Source organism: Streptomyces sp. NPDC051133, from assembly GCF_040682635.1.
Lineage (GTDB): Bacteria > Actinomycetota > Actinomycetes > Streptomycetales > Streptomycetaceae > Streptomyces.
Genome location: NZ_JBFBBK010000030.1, coordinates 77,920 through 93,354, shown reverse-complemented (window position 1 = coordinate 93,354; position 15,435 = coordinate 77,920). Strand labels below are relative to the sequence as shown.

Here is a 15,435-nt window from a genome sequence, read left to right as displayed (position 1 = left end):
TTCTGATCGGAAGCCACCCTACGGAACCACGACGACCGACCCGGACGGCGAGGGGAGATCAGGGGCCACGGGAACGAGAGGGTGGCGAGCATGTCGGCACCCCCCGCTCGTCCTCACCCCTGTTACTGTCCGCCTGGGCGACGCCCCGGGCGCGCGTGCCGCGAGCGAAGGAACCGAGAGCGTGAAGTGTTCACCGGCGGGGCTGACCGGTCGCATCGTACGTCCCGACGACCCCGGGTACGCCAGGGCGCGGGTGGGCTGGGACGAGCTGTTCGTCCACCGTCCCTCGGTCATCGTCTACGCCCGGAAGACCGACGACGTGGTCAACGCCCTCACCTGGGCACGGCGGCACGACGTCCCGCTACGGGTGCGAAGCGGCGGCCACAGCCTCGAGGGCTGGTCGAACGTGGACGACGGCATCGTGATCGATGTCAGCGAACTGAAGTCGGCCGGCATCGACACCACCGCCCGCACGGCGACGGTCGGCGCCGGGCTCACCCAGCTGGAAGCGGTGACCGCGCTCGCGGCGGAGAACCTCGCGGTGACGACCGGAACGGAAGGCAGCGTAGGCCTGTCCGGCGCGACGCTCGGAGGCGGCTTCGGCTTCCTCACCCGCTACCTCGGCATGGCCTGCGACAGCCTGATCGGCGCCGAGGTCGTCGTGGCGGAAGGCGCGGACGGCGCCAAGGTGATCGACGTCGGCCCGCAGAACCACTCCGACCTGCTCTGGGCCCTGCGCGGGGCGGGCAACGGCAACTTCGGGATCGTCACCTCCCTGACCTATTCGGTGACTCCGCTGAACAGCGTCACCTACCTGCAGGCGAGGTGGAACGGCAGCGGGGACCTGCAGGGGGTCTTCGAGGCGTGGCAGCGCACGGCGCCGTTCGCCGACGACCGCCTCGGCACCCAGCTCGAACTGCGCAGGGACCAGACCCTGCTGTTCGCGGTCCTCGCGGAGGGAACGCCGGAGGAGGCGAAGAAGCTGCTGGCTCCGGTCCTGTCGGTCGGTGACCCCGATGTCACGGTGCGGGCCGGCAACTGGGGCGACGTGTACGCCGCGTTCCAGATCCCGGCCGAGGACGAGCCCGCGAACTGGAAGTTCTGCTCGCAGTTCACCGACACGCCGTTCCCGAAGGCAGCGATCGGCGTGGTCGCCTCGTTCATGCGTGACGCCCCGACGGATGAGAGCAACTTCTTCGCCCAAGCCTTCGGCGGGGCCGTCAGGAAGATCCCCCGCGGTGGTACGGCGTTCCCCCATCGCGGCGCGCTCTTCTACTCCGAGCCCGGTGCCGGCTGGGGAGAACGCGGCGTCCCGGGCAGCGGCGACGCACTGACTCCCCGGGCCCAGGCCTGGATCACCGAGTTCGGCCGGGCGCTGCGGCCCTACGTGAACGGCGCCTACGTCAACGTTCCGAACATCGGGACGCAGGACTGGCAGACCGCCTACTGGGGAGACAACGTCGACCGGCTGCGCGCGATCAAGGCGAAGTACGACCCCCGGAACGTGTTCCGGTACGAGCAGAGCATCCCGCCCGCATCCGGCTGAACGTCAGTGCTCGAAGACGCTCACGTCTCCGGGCTCGGTCTCCAGCGCCGGGCGGTTGAACAGCAGCAGACCGGCGAAGAACAGCCCGCCCACGACGAGCAGGCCCACCACGATCAGCACGGGAACGAGCGCCTCGGCGGGCGACACCAGCACGAACAGGGACGCCAGCGTCCACACCAGCGCGCAGACCGCGACCGGCAGCTCGAACCGCCCGAGGTCGAACGCGCCCTTCTTGCGGCCCAGGCGGCGGCGCACCGCCAGGTAGAGGACGATCGTCGCGCCGTAGATGATCGCCGGAAGGATCGTGGACGCCGTGATCAGCTTCAGCAGCGCGGCGCCCGGCAGCGCGACCATCAGGACGACGCCCACGACGAGGATCAGCACCGTCGCGGGGACAGGCGTCCGCGTGCGAGGGCTGACCCGGCGCATGAGCCGGTGGGCGGGGAAACGCCCGTCGCGCGCCATCGCGAAGACCATCCGTGAGCACGCCGTCATCACCACCGTCCCGGCGCCGAAGAACGCGATCGCGATGGCCACCAGGAGCACTCGCTCCATCACCGGACCCAGCTGCTCACGCATGATCGCCGCGACGGGCGACTCGCTCGCACTGATCCGCGGAATGTCCTCGATCGCGACGGTGAGACAGATCAGGAACATGATCCCCAGCACACCGGCGGCCACGACGGACCCCACGATCGCGCGCGGGACGGTACGGAAGGGGTCCTTGGCCTCCTCGGCCAGGTTCGCCGCGGAGTCGAAGCCGACGAGCGTGGCGAGACCCATGATCATCGCGATCATCAGCCCGCCCCCGACGTCGAAGTAGTGCGGGGCGTGCTCGGTGATCCCGCGCGAGGTGAGGTTGCCGACCGCGCCACGGCCGGTGACCGCCACCGCGATGGCGAGGGCGAGCGCCACCACCACGACCAGCGCCAGCTCCAGCCCCACCGCGGTCGTGTTGATCAGGCTGACGAGACGTGTCGAGGCCACCACGACCACGGCCTGGACCAGCAGGATCACCAGGGTGATCACCCGCGCGGTGTCCTCGTCCGGCCGCATGCCCGCGAGCGGCATGAACGCCTGACTCGCGAGCGCGTTGTCGATCGCCACCACCGCGATGGCCAGGTAGCAGAAGCTCAGCCAGCCGAACCCCCACCCGACCCTCGGGTTGGCCAGCCGCGAGGCCCACTGGTACGAGGAGCCGCTGAGCGCGATGCGCCCCGCGAGCTGCGCCACCACCAGGGCCACCAGCACCTGCCCCACGGTCGCGACGATCCACAGCCAGATCCCCACCGGCCCCGCGTTCTGCAGCACGTCGTCGTAGGTCGAGAAGATGCCGACCGCCACCGAGATGAAGGCGAACGAGATCGCGAAGACCTGGAAGGAGCCGAGCGTCCGCTTCAGCTCCTGCTGATAGCCGCCCAGAGCGGCGGAGTCCTCGCCGTCCTCGGAGCCCGCCGCAGCCGCTTCCACCACTTCGGCACCCGCCTTCCAGCACGTCCAGCCGGCTTGCCGTCCGTGCACTTCTCGTACATCTAAGGCATATGCACAGCAGTTGCGCACCCGGAAGATCAGGACCGTGCCCCGGCGGAACCGCGGGTCATACCGGCGGCAGGGCCTGCTCCGTCCAGACGGTCTTGCCGTCGTGGCTGTAGCGGGCGCCCCACCGCTCGGTGAGCTGCGCCACCAGGAAGAGCCCGCGTCCCCCCTCGTCCGTGCTGAGGGCCCGCCGCAGGTGGGGGGAGGTGTGGCTGGTGTCGGACACCTCGCAGATCAGGCAGTGCGTACGGATGAGACGCATGGTGACGGGGCCGGCCGCGTATCGGTAGGCGTTCGTGACCAGCTCACTCGCGACCAGCTCGGTGGTGAAGGCCAGTTCGCTCAGCCCCCATTCGGTGAGCTTCGCCGTGGTCAGCTCCCTGGCACGGGCGGCCGAGGTCGCCTCCAGCGGCAACTGCCAGGACGCGACGTTCTCCGGCCGCAGCACGCGGGTGCGGGCGATGAGCAGCGCGACGTCGTCGGCGGGGGTGTGGCCCTTGGGCAGCAGCGCCTCGACCACGGCGTGGCACGCATCGTCCAGAGGTTCCGTGGTGCTGGTGAGACACGCGCGCAGTGTCTCCAGCGCGGTGTCCACGTCGCCGTCTCCCGCCTCCAGGAGGCCGTTGGTGTAGAGGGTGAGCAAGCTCCCCTCGGGGAGGTCCACGTCGTACGACTCGAAGGGCAGCCCTCCCAGGCCCAGCGGCGGGCCCGCGGGCGGATCGAGCACCGTCACCTCGCCGTCCGGGGCGGACACCACCGGCGCCGGATGACCGGCCCGCGCCAGCGAGCAGCGCTGGGTGACCGGGTCGTAGACGGCGTAGAGGCAGGTGGCGCCGAGCACCTGCTCGTTCGCCGACGGGTTGCCGCCGGTGTTCGCCTCCAGCTCGGCGGCCAGCAGACTGACCAGGTCGTCCAGCCGCGCCACCACCTCGTCCGGTTCCAGATCGAGGCTGGCCAGGGTGCGCGCGGCGGCCCGCAGCCGGCCCATCGAGGCCGCGGCGTGGATCCCGTGGCCGACCACGTCCCCGACGACGAGGGCGACCCGGGCCCCTGACAACGGGATCACGTCGAACCAGTCGCCCCCGAGGCCCGGTTCGCCGCTCGCCGGGAGATAGCGGCAGGCCACGTCCACGGCCGGCAAGTCGGACAGCGCGCTCGGCAGCAGACTGCGCTGAAGGGTCAGAGCGGTGTTCTGCTGCTGGGTGAAGCGGCGGGCGTTGTCGATGCAGACGGCCGCGCGCGAGCAGAGCTCCTGGGCCACCGCCGCGTCGTCGTCCTCGAAAGGCTCCGAATCGCGTGACCGCCACAGGCTGACCACGCCCAGCACGCGGCCGCGCGCGACCAGGGGCACCGCGATCAGCGAATGAACGCCGAGCCCCAGGGCGAGTTCGATCCGCCGCCGGTCCGTGGCGTACCACTCGGGGCGGAGGGACAGCCGCCGTTCGACGATCGGGCGCCCCTCGGCCAGGCACCGTGACTGCGCGGATTCCAGCAGCAGCGGCACCACATCGCCCTCCTGGAACGGGACGCGGCGTTCCGGCGGTGAGAGGGCGGACCGCACCAGCGGACCCGCCACCCCGGGAACGGGTTCCTCCCCCACGGTCACAGGCTTCAGGAGGTCCACCGAGCAGTAGTCGGCCAACCCGTGGGTGCCCGCTTCGGCCAGTTCCCGTGCGGTCTGTGCCACGTCCAGAGAGGTTCCGATCCGGGCACTCGCCTCGTTCAGCAGAGCCAGTCTGCGTTGCGCCCGGTGGCGGTCGGTGACGTCCTCGATCGTCTCGGCCACGCCGAGAACCCGGCCCGAGGGATCCTCCATACGGAAGGCGGAGACGGACACCATCCGTTCCCGGCCCGGATCGTGCAGCGTCCGGGCCGACTGCTCCGTGAAGATCAACGGCTCGCCCGTCTCCAGGACGTGCCGCACGCGTTCGTCCGCCGGACCGGCGTCCTCGTCGACCATGAATTCGCGGGGCCGGTGGCCCACCGGCGCCTCGCCCGGGACGCCGCTCGCCTTTTCGACCGCACGGTTGACCCTGATCACTCTGCGGTCCGGGTCGTAGGTGACCAGACCGATCGGAGACCGGCGGTACAGACCGTCCAGCAGCGCACGGTCGCGCTGCCAGGCGATGACGTCGGCCGCCGGAGCACCGACGAGGAGCCACTCCTGGCCGCCCTCCTCCCGGGTGACCGCGCGGGCCCGGAAACCCATTTCCACACGGCGCCCGTCGCGGTGCCGGACCGGCAGGACCCCGAACCATCCCCCCGCCTTCACGGCGTCCACGACGACGGACCGGGCAACCGGCAGGTCACGGCTGTCGATCAGGAGGTCCTGCCACGTCCGTCCCAGCACGTCCTTGGCCGCATAGCCGAGCAGTTCCTGCGCGCCTGCTCCCCAGCCGACCACGGTTCCCCGATCGTCGAGCACGGCCGCGGCGCCCCGCCCGAGGGCGAAGGGATCCTCAGGACTCTCGCTGAAGCGCCTCGACGGCGTGCCCATAGCCACCACCACCCTGCCTCCGATGTTCCTCCCGGCGGTCCCCGTCCGCGACTCTCCCGGAGTGCCGTGGCCACGCCCGGCGCGTGCGAGGAAGGGGCGGCCCGTTCGAGAGGGGGGTCGCACTCAGCGGAGTCGGAGCCCGTTCAGCGCCTCAGGCGCCCGCGGCCGTGACGACGGCGTCGGTGGCGAAGCCGAGGAGGAGGCCCAGGAGGATGCACCAGGTGGTGAGGGTCTTGAGGCCGGTCTTGCGGGCGACGGCCAGCAGCTCGATGACGACGTAGAGGATCGAGCCGGCGGCGAGTCCGAGAAAGGCGATCGACAGGGTGTCGTCGACCACGTGCTGTCCGACGAGGGTGCCGAGGAAGGTGGGGCCGCCGCCGACCAGGCCCAGCCATGCCAGGGTGCGCCAGGACGGACGTTCGCCCTCGGCGGCCAGGGGGGCGACGATGCCGAAGCCCTCGGTGGCGTTGTGCAGGCCGAAGCCGACGATGAGCAGCAGGGCCAGGGAGAGCTCGCCCTGGGCGGCGGAGTTGCCGATGGCCAGGCCCTCGGCGAAGTTGTGCAGCCCGATGCCGGTGGCGATCATCAGCGCGAGCGAGCCCGCCTGGCTCCGGGTCTTCGACGCCAGCTCGGCGGTGGCGGCGGCACCGGGCCCCGTGGTCCGGGCCGCGGCCTCGCGGCGGCGGACGATCCAGCCGTCGTAGTGGACGAGACCGGCGAGTCCGATGGTCAGGCCGGCGACCAGGGTGAAACCTCCGGAGGCGACCGTCGCCCACGTGTGCTTGCCCAGCGCCTCGTCGATGGGCTCCCAGGCATGGGTCAGCACGTCCCAGACGAGGAAGATCAGGATACCGATGGCCACAGCGTTGAGGCCGGCCCTGAGCCGGGGGGTGGGGGTACGGAGGCGGCCTAGGGGCAGGCCGAGGTAGATGGTGAAGCCGGCTATGGCTCCGAGCAGGGCGATGTTGCCGCTGGACATGGGTGACTCCGGTCTGACGTGCACAGGAAGCGCACAGACCGTAAGCCAGGCAAGGCTTACCTAACAAGTGCCGGAAGCTCGGCTTCAGCGAAGCTTGGGAAAGCCATTACGCGTTCCTGCCCGTGACACAGGGGCAATCCGCCCGAACGGCAATCCAAAAGGGCGCCGCTTACGTAACCAACATGCACCCGCACCCAGGGAGGTGCATTCACCATGCGAGTAAAGGGCGCCAGGCGTCTCATCGCGACGTCGGCCGCCGTTCTGATGGCCGGCGGAGCTGCGATCGGTGCGGCCGGCACGGCCGCGGCAGCTCCTGCCGTGCACACCCATGTGATCACCAGCCGGTGCTTCGGCGACGACTGGCGCTGCTTCGACCACGGATTCGACCACGGATTCGACCACGGCGGGTTCCGCTTCGACCACGGATTCGACCATGGCGGGTTCGGCTTCGACCACGGGTTCTTCGGCGGACCGGTCGTAGTCATCGTGCGCGTGTAGTCGTCACCGTCGGCATCCAAGGGGCGCGCTCCTTGCGGGCGCGCCCCCAACCCGCTCTCACTCCTCGTGGAGGCCGGGGTGAAAGTTGGCGTTGATCTTTCTCGATGTGCAGGGTGGGCGCACTGTGCGTTCCTGGCTCCGGAGGTGTTCCGGATGCGGGGTGAGGAAGCGCTCGTGTACGACCCGAACCCCGATGACGGCCGGCGCGACGAGGTGCTGCGCGCCGCGGCGGCCTGCCCGGTCCAGGCGATCCTGGTCGACCGGCTGGAGGCGCGGCACGTACCCGCGAAGGCGTCGCCGGCATGACCGGTGCGGACGACCTGCACGCGTTCAAGCGCGAGGGCCGCATCGTGGTCGTAGGGGCGTCACTGGCCGGGCTGCGGGCTGCGGAGGCGCTCCGGGACGAGGGTTTCACCGGATCGCTGACCATGATCGGTGACGAGTTGGGCGAGCCCTACGACCGGCCGCCCCTGTCCAAGCAGGTGCTGGCCGGCTGGGTGCCCGCGGCGGGCACCGCGTTGCCTCGCCGCCGTGACATCGACGCGGAGTGGCTGCTGGGCGTGCCCGCCAGTGGGCTGGACCTCGCGACGAACCACGTGCGACTCGCCGACGGACGGGAGGTCACCTTCGACCGGGTGCTGATCACCACCGGAGTGCGGGCCCGGCCCTGGTTCGTCGAGTCCGAGGCGGCCCTGGAGGGGGTGTTCGTCGTACGCACGCGCGAGCATGCCGAGAGCCTGCAGCGAGCCCTCGCCGCCGGCCCTTCCCGCGTCCTGGTCATCGGCGCGGGATTCACCGGCTCCGAGATCGCCTCCATCTGCCGGGAGCGGGACATCCCGGTGACCGTCGCCGAACTCGGGACGGCCCCGCTGGCCGGGGCGCTCGGTGCCCTGATCGGTGAGGTCGCGGCCGACATGCAGCGCGCTCACTCCGTCGACCTGCGGTGCGGCGTCAGGGTCACCCGGCTCGAAGGCGACGCCCGGGGACGGTTTCGCCGTGCTCACTTCGCCGACGGCAGCACGGTCGACGCCGATGTGGCGGTGGTGGCGCTCGGGGGCATCCGCAACACCGAGTGGCTGCGGAAGTCGGGCCTGGCGGCGGGCGTGTGGGGAGTCACCTGCGACACGGGCTGCCGCGCCCTCGACACCAACGGCCGCGCAACCGACGACGTCTTCGCCGCGGGAGACGTGGCCCGCTGCCCGAACCCCGTCTACGGACACCGGCTCATCTCGCAGGAGCACTGGGCCAACGCCTTGGAGCAGGCAGAGGTCGCGGCACACAACATGGTCAGCGCCCCGGCGGACCACCGGCCCCACCTGACCATCCCGCTGTTCTGGTCGACCCAGTTCGGCGTCAACATCAAGTCCGTCGGCATCCCGACCTTCGCCGACGAGGCAGTCGTCACCCAGGGATCGCTGGACGACCGCCGTTTCGTCACCGCATACGGCTACCGGGGCCGCGTCACGGCCGCCGTGAGCTTCGACAACGCCAAGTGGCTGGACCACTACCGGAGACTGATCGAGACGGCGGCACCCTTCCCGCCCCCCTGCCCCACGCCGGATCAGCCGTCCGGCGGGAAACCGGTGCCCGTCGACTTCCCCGGCCCGGCCCTGGTCTCTCAGGGCGCCACCGTGGTCGTGACAGGACATGACCTGGTTGAGCACCGCGCCACGGCCGTGCAGCAGCATGGGCGGGAGCAAGGCCGGATGACCACGGCCGCCACGCCCGCCACGCCCGGCACGCCCGGCACGCCCGGCACGCTGCAACGGATCTTTGACCCTTCCGCCCGGGCCGACCCGTACCCGCTGTATGCCGAGTTGCGCGAGACGCCCGTGGCCCGGCAGGAGGACGGCAGCTACGTCGTCAGCACCTATCGCGAGATCACAGCCGTACTGAACGACCCGCATCTGAGCTCCGACCTGCGCAATCTGTCGCGTCCGCTGCCCGCGGTCGAGGAAGGGGCCACGCCGGCGTTCATCAAGACGGACCCGCCCGAGCACGATCGTTTGCGGCGCATGGCGATGCGTCACTTCGGCCCCCCGCACACCCCGGGGCTGGTGATGGGGATGGAAAGCGACCTGACCGCCATCGTCGACAGCCTGATCGACGCTTTCGCGGACAAGGAGCGGATCGACGTCGTCGACGATTTCGCCTTGCCGTTCCCCGTGACCGTGATCTGTCACTTGCTCGGCGTGCCACGTGAGGACGAGCCGAGGTTCCACCTCTGGGTGAACGACATCATGAACTCGGTCGACTACGACCCCGAGACCGATCCGAAGGAGAGACTGCACAAGGGCGTACAGGCCCGCAAGGACCTGCGCCAGTGCCTCGGCAGGCTGGTGGAACAGCGCCACGGCCGGCCGGACGACGGCCTGCTGGGCCGACTGGCCAACGATGACGGGCCCGACGGCCGGATGTCCGACGCCGACATCGTCGCCACCGCCAGACTGCTGCTCATCGCCGGCCACGAGACCACCGTCAACCTCATCGCCAACGGCATGCTGACCCTGCTGCGCCACCCGAAGGTGCTGCATCGACTGCGCGCCGAACCGGACCTCGTCGTGCCGCTGGTCGAGGAACTGCTGCGCTACGAGCCCCCCGTGCAGATCATTCCCTGGCGGGTGGCGTACAGCGACATCACCGTCGCCGACACCGTCATTCCCGGGGGCTCGCAGATCATGCTCATGCTGGCTTCGGGCAGCCGTGATCCGAAGCGCTTCCGCGATCCCGACCGCTTCGACCCCGACCGGCGCGACAACCAGCACCTCGGCTTCGGCAGCGGCATCCACCTGTGCTTCGCCGCCCCGCTGGCCCGGCGGGAGACCCAGATCGCGCTGACCGAGCTGGTCCGCCGGCTCGACCGCCCCCGGCTGGTCACCGACCCGCCGCCGTACCGCCGCAGCCCCGTTCTCCGCGGTCCGATCCATCTGGACGTCCAGCAGGGTGACGGCTGACACGGCAGCGGTGCCCGACCACCCGGTCGAGCGCCTCACTCACCTCATCACGCAACGAGAGACGCACCGGCTGAGAATGCCGCACGGCCATGCTCGCCATACGCTCGACACATGTCCGACGTCACGTCTGCCGGCGCCACAGCCGACGACCTTCCCGCACCGGCCGAGGGCCTGGTGCTCACGCACTTCCTCACGGTCAGCGATGTCCCTCGCTCGCGCGCGTTCTACGCAGACATTCTGGACGGACGGGTGGTGCTGGACGAGAACCCCTGCATCGTCAAGGTCGCCAACAGCTGGATCATCATGAACCCGGGCGGCGGGCCCACCGACGACAAACCCGATGTCGTCCTGCGCACACCGGAGAACCCCGACACCGTCTCCAGCTTCCTGAACGTACGGGTGGCGGACATCCACGACTTCTACGCCACCGCGAGCGCCAAAGGGGCCGAGTTCCTCACCCCGCCCATCGACCGCCGCGCCGAGCTGCGCTGCTACATGCGCGATCCGGACGGCTACCTCATCGAGGTGGGCCAGGCCACGGGGCTGCTCAAAGGCATCCTGGCGCGCACCGACACCGAAACCTGACGACGGAGCCTCATCAGGGAGGCGCCGCTCAGGGAGGCACCGCGCGCGATCGTTGGGCTTTCCGGACCGGGAGTCAGATCCGCCGGACCACGTCCGTGACGCCCCCTGGGCACGCGAGCGTCGCGATGTCCCATCCGGCGCGTCCGGCCCCGGCCCGGTAGGCGCTTTCGTAGAAGGCGATGACGGCGGCACGGGGATCGGTCTCGACGCGGGCCGCGTCGTAGCGCAGCACGGCCAGGTGGCTGTCGCCGCGCGCGACCCACCGCGCGGACGCGGGGCTGAGCGGCTCCCCGGCCAGGCCGGGGGGTTCGGGGGCGGTGTAGGAGTAGAAGGCGGGCTCGGTGAAGGTGTCGTCGCCGAACCAGAAGCCGAAGCTGATCACTTCCCTGGAGTACGCCTCCCGGGTAACCGGATCGGCCTTCCGAGGCTGGTCGATCTGTCGCCCGGAGAACCGGCTGTGGGCGATGTCGAAGGTGTGCCAGAAGTGGTGCACCGGGCTGCTCTTTCCCGAGTAGCCCGCCGCGAACTCCTCCAGCACGGACGCCACCTGGCTCAGGACCCGCCAGTAGCGGTTGGCGGCCGGCGGATCGTAGGTCGCGTGCTCGGTGTCCTGGGCGAACGGCCGGCCGGCGTCGGGCAGGTCGAAGGGCCTGGGAATGGCGATGTCCGCCCGGACGCCCAACGCGGTCAGGGCGCCCAGGGTCGCGTCGTGGAAGGACGCGACGGACTGGCCCGGAAGCGGGAAGGACCGCTCTTCGCCGTCCAGCGTCGCGACGATGAGCCGGTGGTCGACGAAGTCGAAGTCGATCGTGAAGATCGGATTCCCGTCGACCTGACCCATCGGACGCGTGGTGATGCCGCGCCCCGTGACATGGAACGGGACGTTCCACCAGTGGTTGCGCCGGGCGCTCGCCGCCAGACGGATCTTGCCGACGATCTGTTCGAAGCGGTGCAGGGTCTCCTTGGTGTCCCGCCACTCCGTCAACGGCATCGGTGGGAAAAGCTCCATCACGGTCCCATGATGACCCGGTGGACGGCGTCCGGCACCCGCGCCGGGGGACCGGAGGCGTCCCGCTCGGAGTCCGCCGCAAGGCCTGGCCAGATCTGAAAGCCGAGGGCGGCCTCCAGGCGGGCGAGGGTACCGAGGTCGGGCAACGCCCTGCCGTTCAAGACCCGGCTCATGGTGCCGTCGCGGGCGGCCCCAACGCCAACCGCTACATCTATGACGCCAGCACGGGCTTCGCCAGCGGCATCGACAGTGACACAGGGCTCGTCCCCCCGCTCACCGGAGGCGGCCAGATGCCCGGCATCGGTCGCGTCGACCTCTGCTTCAAATCCGACAACTACACCTGACAGCGCCACGGGCCGGCATCGCGGCCCGGTCCAACGGCGGAACGCTGTGACCACGTTCACGGACGCGCCACCACACTTCGCACGGTTCACCGGCCGGGGCCCTTTCGGGGCTCCGGCCGGACTCTGTCCAGTCAACGTTTGATCTTGGTTTGTCGTCACGCTCGGGCATCAGGTCCGCTTCCTTCCACACGGCGCTACTTGCACTGTGGTGCTCTCCTGCCCAGTGGACGCGAAACAGGCCACGCTTACGATGCGGTGGCTTCCTCGACCGAGTCCCGAACATCGAGCACAGAGTCGGCCCCGGTCAGCTCGAGCACTCTCCGGAGCTGGGGCGCCGGCTCCGCCACACGCAAGACGGTCATGGCGTGGACGCGGAGCAGCATCCTCAGAAACGCCGAATCGGCGAAGGTCAGCCGAGAAGCGTCCAGGACGACCTTGGAGTATGTGTGTGAGGCGGTCTCCAATGCCTCGACCAAGGGCGCCACCGTCGACGCGTCGTACTCGCCGCGGGCGACGACCACCCAGGCGCCGTCCCACTCGTACTGGAGCACCGGAGCTGATTCCGTCACAGGCCCTCTGACCTGCTCATTCGGCCGATTGTTGCTCGCGTCGGCTTCGCTCACACCCTCAGTATGGCCGCCGTGCGGGACGACCGCAGCCATCAAATTTCCGGGTCGGTGCAGGGGCGCGTCAGGGTCTGAGCGCGTCTGCGAGGGTGGGGCTGCAAGGTATGACCTCGTCGATGCCGACAAGGCGCAGGGTCCGCAGCACGGCATCGGTCGGCGCCGCCAGCCGCAGCCAGCCTCCTGCCTCGGTGATCTCGCGGTGAGCGATGAGCAGGACGTTGATGCCGCTGGAGTCCATGAAGGTGACCTTGCGCAGGTCGACGACGATGCGGGGGTGGCTGGTGTCGGAGACGTCCAGGGCCTGCTGCAACTGCGCGCCGGTGTCGTAGTCGACTTCGCCGGCCACGGTCAGCACGCGGATGCCGTCGCTGGCGGTGGCCACGACCGACAGCCTGCCCCGCAGAGCTGACTGTTCGGCTGACTCGGCGTCCGTCCTTCGTCCTTCGACCATGGTCGGTGATCCTGACACACCCGGACCGCGCGCGGAATTGCCAGCCGTCATTTCACCGGTGCTGCCTTGTGTGATAAGCCCGCTAGCGGGCACCAGGTGTCACTGATGCCTTTGGGGGTACACGCGCGCGCAGTGGGAACGGGGGGAGCGAGGTGGCTGTATTGGAGGCCGTGCCCGTGGGAGAGGACGGCACAACGCCGGACGACCACCCCATGCAGACCACCGTGTCCCTGGAAGGGGACGGCACATGCATCGCCCAGGCCCGCCATCAGGCGGCCGATTTCCTCAGCCGAGTCCAGGCGGAGTACGGGCTGCCCGTCTCTCAGCGGGCCATCGACCTCACACAACTGGTGGTCAGTGAGCTGGTGACCAATGCCCTCAAGTACGCGCCCGGCCCGGTCCTGATGGATCTGCGGATCATCGGCGGCCTGGTCGAGGTGGTGGTGTGGGATTCCGAGCCGGCGCTGCCGATCGCCCGCGCCGCGGACGCCGGACGCGTGGGCCAGCACGGCTTGGAGATCGTGATGGCCGTCGCCCAGAGCTTCGAGGTGCATCGGGAGCTTGTCGGCAAACGCATCAGCGCCCGCATCGCCCTCATGGACGACCCCGGCGGGGCGGTCACCGGACGCCGGCCCTTGTAGCGGCTACCGCCGCACACCGTACGGCCACGACGGCATACCGAACCTGACGGGAAGGGAGCCCTGACCGCCGCCCGTCAGATCTCGGAGGCGTAGCCCGCCTCTATCCGGGAGGACGCCGCCGGCGCCGAAGGGCGGGGACGCGGACGCGGAACGGCGAGCTCGGACAGCAGCGCAGCCACCTCGTCCTCGCTCGCCCCCGCCAGCGCCCCACTCACCCGATCGAGCGCCTCGCCCACCTCAGTGCGTGTGACCACTAGAAGCCGGCGTCGGACCTGCGTTCTTGACCGTCAGCGGCAGCAGCTTCTTGCCGGTCGGGCCGATCTGGATGTGGGTGTCCATCTGCGGACGCAAGCCGGAACACACCCGCCCCCCTCGGCCACCAGCAGCTCGCTGCTACTGCCTCTTGCAGCTACCCGGGGTGTCTCCTTCGCCCATGTCCATGTTGGCGCTGACTTCACTGTCCGAGTCGAAGTTACGGATGAGTACGACGCTTCGTTCGGGAAGCCGTCCGAGAGCAAACTTGCAGAGCTTCATGAGGTCTCCGTCCGTGACGTGCACCTCAAACTCCGCTTCCTTAGCGGAGGAGACCCCATGCTCCTCCCAATACTTGACGGCCTCGGCAGGACCGGCGCTGTGACCCAACGCCGTTAGCGCGTCTCCCAGCTCCTTAGCCGAAGCATCGTGATACTTGCTGTACTTGATGTAGGTGAGACCAGGGAACGTGTGACTCGTGACCCATGCGGGCACGTCAGCGTTTCCCTCGATCTTCTCCACAGACGTCATCTCCGCTGCTGGCACCGCCGGTTCCGCCCTCGGCTGCGAGCCCTCCCCCGAGCACGCGGTAACGAAAGCAACCAGCAGAACCGTGCCGGCTGTAGCGAACACTCGTCGCATACCAACCCCACACGTGTGGATCTGGTGAAGATCGTACTGGAACTCACGTGCCTACAAATGGCCTTGGCTCGATTCCGCCGTTGGGGCGTCCGCCGAGGCAGGAGCAGCGGACGGGGCGGAGGGCAGAACGGGTGCGCACCGCGGTCTCAACCGATCTCGCAGGCCTGAACTCGGCTACTCAGACCCACTCCCCCTCCGAGAGGATCTGCGAGCCAGCGCCAGACGGTGGCAGGGGCGTCCGAAGCGAAGCCGACGGCGTCGACGGGTGGGAGCGTGAAGCACCGGCCGCAGCCAACGCCGCAAGCACCTCGTCCTCGCTCATTTCCGCCAGCGCCTCCAACCCCCGAGCGAGCGCCCGACCGTCAGAGGCAGGAGCTTCCTGCCGGTCGGGCCGATTTGCATGGCCGTGACCATCTGCGGACAGATAGCTGTTCACCACCAAGGAGTCACTGCCTGATGAGCGTTGCCCACGAACGCCGAACATCGGTCACAAGCAGTGTGAGCAGCGCGTCGGTCGCCGACGGGCCCCGCACGTACGGCTGCGTTCGTCCGTCAAGCAGGCCGCCGACAGAGCCGTCTTTACTGAAGACGCACTGACGTGCGCCGCGTGTTCCCCCCTGAGTGCGCCTATGCGCCCCCCATCTGATGTCACGAAAAGATGGAGAGGCCTCCACTTTTCCTCCACAAGTGGTTAGCTGTTCAACGTGTTTCTCCGGGGGGAGAAACCTGTGGCTGCTCCCTTAGGGGCGGAGCGCCACCCGTGACTCGCGCGTACACCGGCAAGAGGGGGCCGGTGCCTGCCGGCGTGTTAGCAAGCGGTCGAGTCGCAAAGCCACTTCACCAGCAACTGCGATTCAGGCGCAGTTGTGTCTTCG

14 protein-coding genes and 1 pseudogene are annotated in these 15,435 nt (G+C 69.5%); 8 read left to right on the top strand and 7 right to left on the bottom strand.

Going from position 1 to position 15,435, the window contains the following annotated elements:
- The first annotated feature begins 181 nt into the window (after positions 1–181).
- Positions 182–1,546, top strand: a complete 1,365-nt coding sequence (locus tag AB0N17_RS28340) for an FAD-binding oxidoreductase (protein WP_366014350.1) — start codon at positions 182–184, stop codon at positions 1,544–1,546.
- 3 nt (positions 1,547–1,549) lie between these two features.
- Here AB0N17_RS28340 and AB0N17_RS28335 read toward each other — a convergent pair whose 3' ends face one another.
- The 3 genes from AB0N17_RS28335 to AB0N17_RS28325 all read right to left on the bottom strand — a co-directional run bounded on the left by AB0N17_RS28335 (position 1,550) and on the right by AB0N17_RS28325 (position 6,558).
- Complete coding sequence (locus AB0N17_RS28335; RefSeq protein WP_366014349.1) at positions 1,550–3,019, bottom strand: APC family permease; 1,470 nt, start codon at positions 3,017–3,019, stop codon at positions 1,550–1,552.
- Between the two features lie 124 nt (positions 3,020–3,143).
- Positions 3,144–5,579 (bottom strand): SpoIIE family protein phosphatase, encoded by a 2,436-nt coding sequence (locus AB0N17_RS28330; protein WP_366014348.1) that lies wholly within the window; start codon positions 5,577–5,579, stop codon positions 3,144–3,146.
- A 151-nt stretch (positions 5,580–5,730) separates the two neighbouring features.
- A complete protein-coding gene (locus AB0N17_RS28325; protein ID WP_366014347.1) occupies positions 5,731–6,558 on the bottom strand; it encodes a ZIP family metal transporter in 828 nt (275 codons plus the stop codon).
- 213 nt (positions 6,559–6,771) lie between these two features.
- On the opposite strand from AB0N17_RS28325, the gene AB0N17_RS28320 reads away from it, so the two are divergent.
- From AB0N17_RS28320 to AB0N17_RS28300, 5 genes and pseudogenes are all read left to right on the top strand, one after another.
- Positions 6,772–7,056, top strand: coding sequence for a hypothetical protein (locus tag AB0N17_RS28320; protein ID WP_366014346.1), 285 nt, complete (start codon positions 6,772–6,774; stop codon positions 7,054–7,056).
- A gap of 78 nt (positions 7,057–7,134) precedes the next feature.
- The gene (locus AB0N17_RS28315; protein WP_366014377.1) at positions 7,135–7,362 is read left to right on the top strand and encodes a ferredoxin; all 228 of its coding nucleotides are present in this window, start codon (positions 7,135–7,137) and stop codon (positions 7,360–7,362) included.
- Positions 7,359–8,705 (top strand): annotated as a pseudogene (locus AB0N17_RS28310) (FAD-dependent oxidoreductase); the annotation flags it as partial. The gene AB0N17_RS28315 and the pseudogene AB0N17_RS28310, both read left to right, overlap by 4 nt.
- A 57-nt stretch (positions 8,706–8,762) precedes the next feature.
- Positions 8,763–10,010: a cytochrome P450 gene (locus AB0N17_RS28305; RefSeq protein ID WP_366014376.1), complete on the top strand. Its 1,248-nt coding sequence runs from the start codon at positions 8,763–8,765 to the stop codon at positions 10,008–10,010.
- Between the two features lie 111 nt (positions 10,011–10,121).
- A complete protein-coding gene (locus AB0N17_RS28300; RefSeq protein WP_366014345.1) occupies positions 10,122–10,595 on the top strand; it encodes a VOC family protein in 474 nt (157 codons plus the stop codon).
- A gap of 73 nt (positions 10,596–10,668) precedes the next feature.
- On the opposite strand, the gene AB0N17_RS28295 is transcribed toward AB0N17_RS28300, so the two are convergent.
- Positions 10,669–11,604 (bottom strand): DUF5996 family protein, encoded by a 936-nt coding sequence (locus tag AB0N17_RS28295; protein WP_366014375.1) that lies wholly within the window; start codon positions 11,602–11,604, stop codon positions 10,669–10,671.
- Positions 11,605–11,624: 20 nt separating this feature from the next.
- On the opposite strand from AB0N17_RS28295, the gene AB0N17_RS28290 reads away from it, so the two are divergent.
- Positions 11,625–11,948: a hypothetical protein gene (locus tag AB0N17_RS28290; RefSeq protein ID WP_366014344.1), complete on the top strand. Its 324-nt coding sequence runs from the start codon at positions 11,625–11,627 to the stop codon at positions 11,946–11,948.
- A 245-nt stretch (positions 11,949–12,193) separates the two neighbouring features.
- On the opposite strand, the gene AB0N17_RS28285 is transcribed toward AB0N17_RS28290, so the two are convergent.
- On the bottom strand, positions 12,194–12,571 hold the full coding sequence (locus AB0N17_RS28285) for an STAS domain-containing protein (protein WP_366014343.1): 378 nt from the start codon (positions 12,569–12,571) through the stop codon (positions 12,194–12,196).
- Between the two features lie 67 nt (positions 12,572–12,638).
- Complete coding sequence (locus tag AB0N17_RS28280; RefSeq protein ID WP_366014342.1) at positions 12,639–12,956, bottom strand: STAS domain-containing protein; 318 nt, start codon at positions 12,954–12,956, stop codon at positions 12,639–12,641.
- Between the two features lie 281 nt (positions 12,957–13,237).
- Between AB0N17_RS28280 and AB0N17_RS28275 the strand changes: the two genes are divergently transcribed.
- Positions 13,238–13,666 (top strand): ATP-binding protein, encoded by a 429-nt coding sequence (locus AB0N17_RS28275; protein WP_366014341.1) that lies wholly within the window; start codon positions 13,238–13,240, stop codon positions 13,664–13,666.
- A gap of 393 nt (positions 13,667–14,059) precedes the next feature.
- Here AB0N17_RS28275 and AB0N17_RS28270 read toward each other — a convergent pair whose 3' ends face one another.
- The gene (locus tag AB0N17_RS28270) at positions 14,060–14,440 is read right to left on the bottom strand and encodes a hypothetical protein (protein WP_366014340.1); all 381 of its coding nucleotides are present in this window, start codon (positions 14,438–14,440) and stop codon (positions 14,060–14,062) included.
- Positions 14,441–15,435 lie beyond the last annotated feature (995 nt).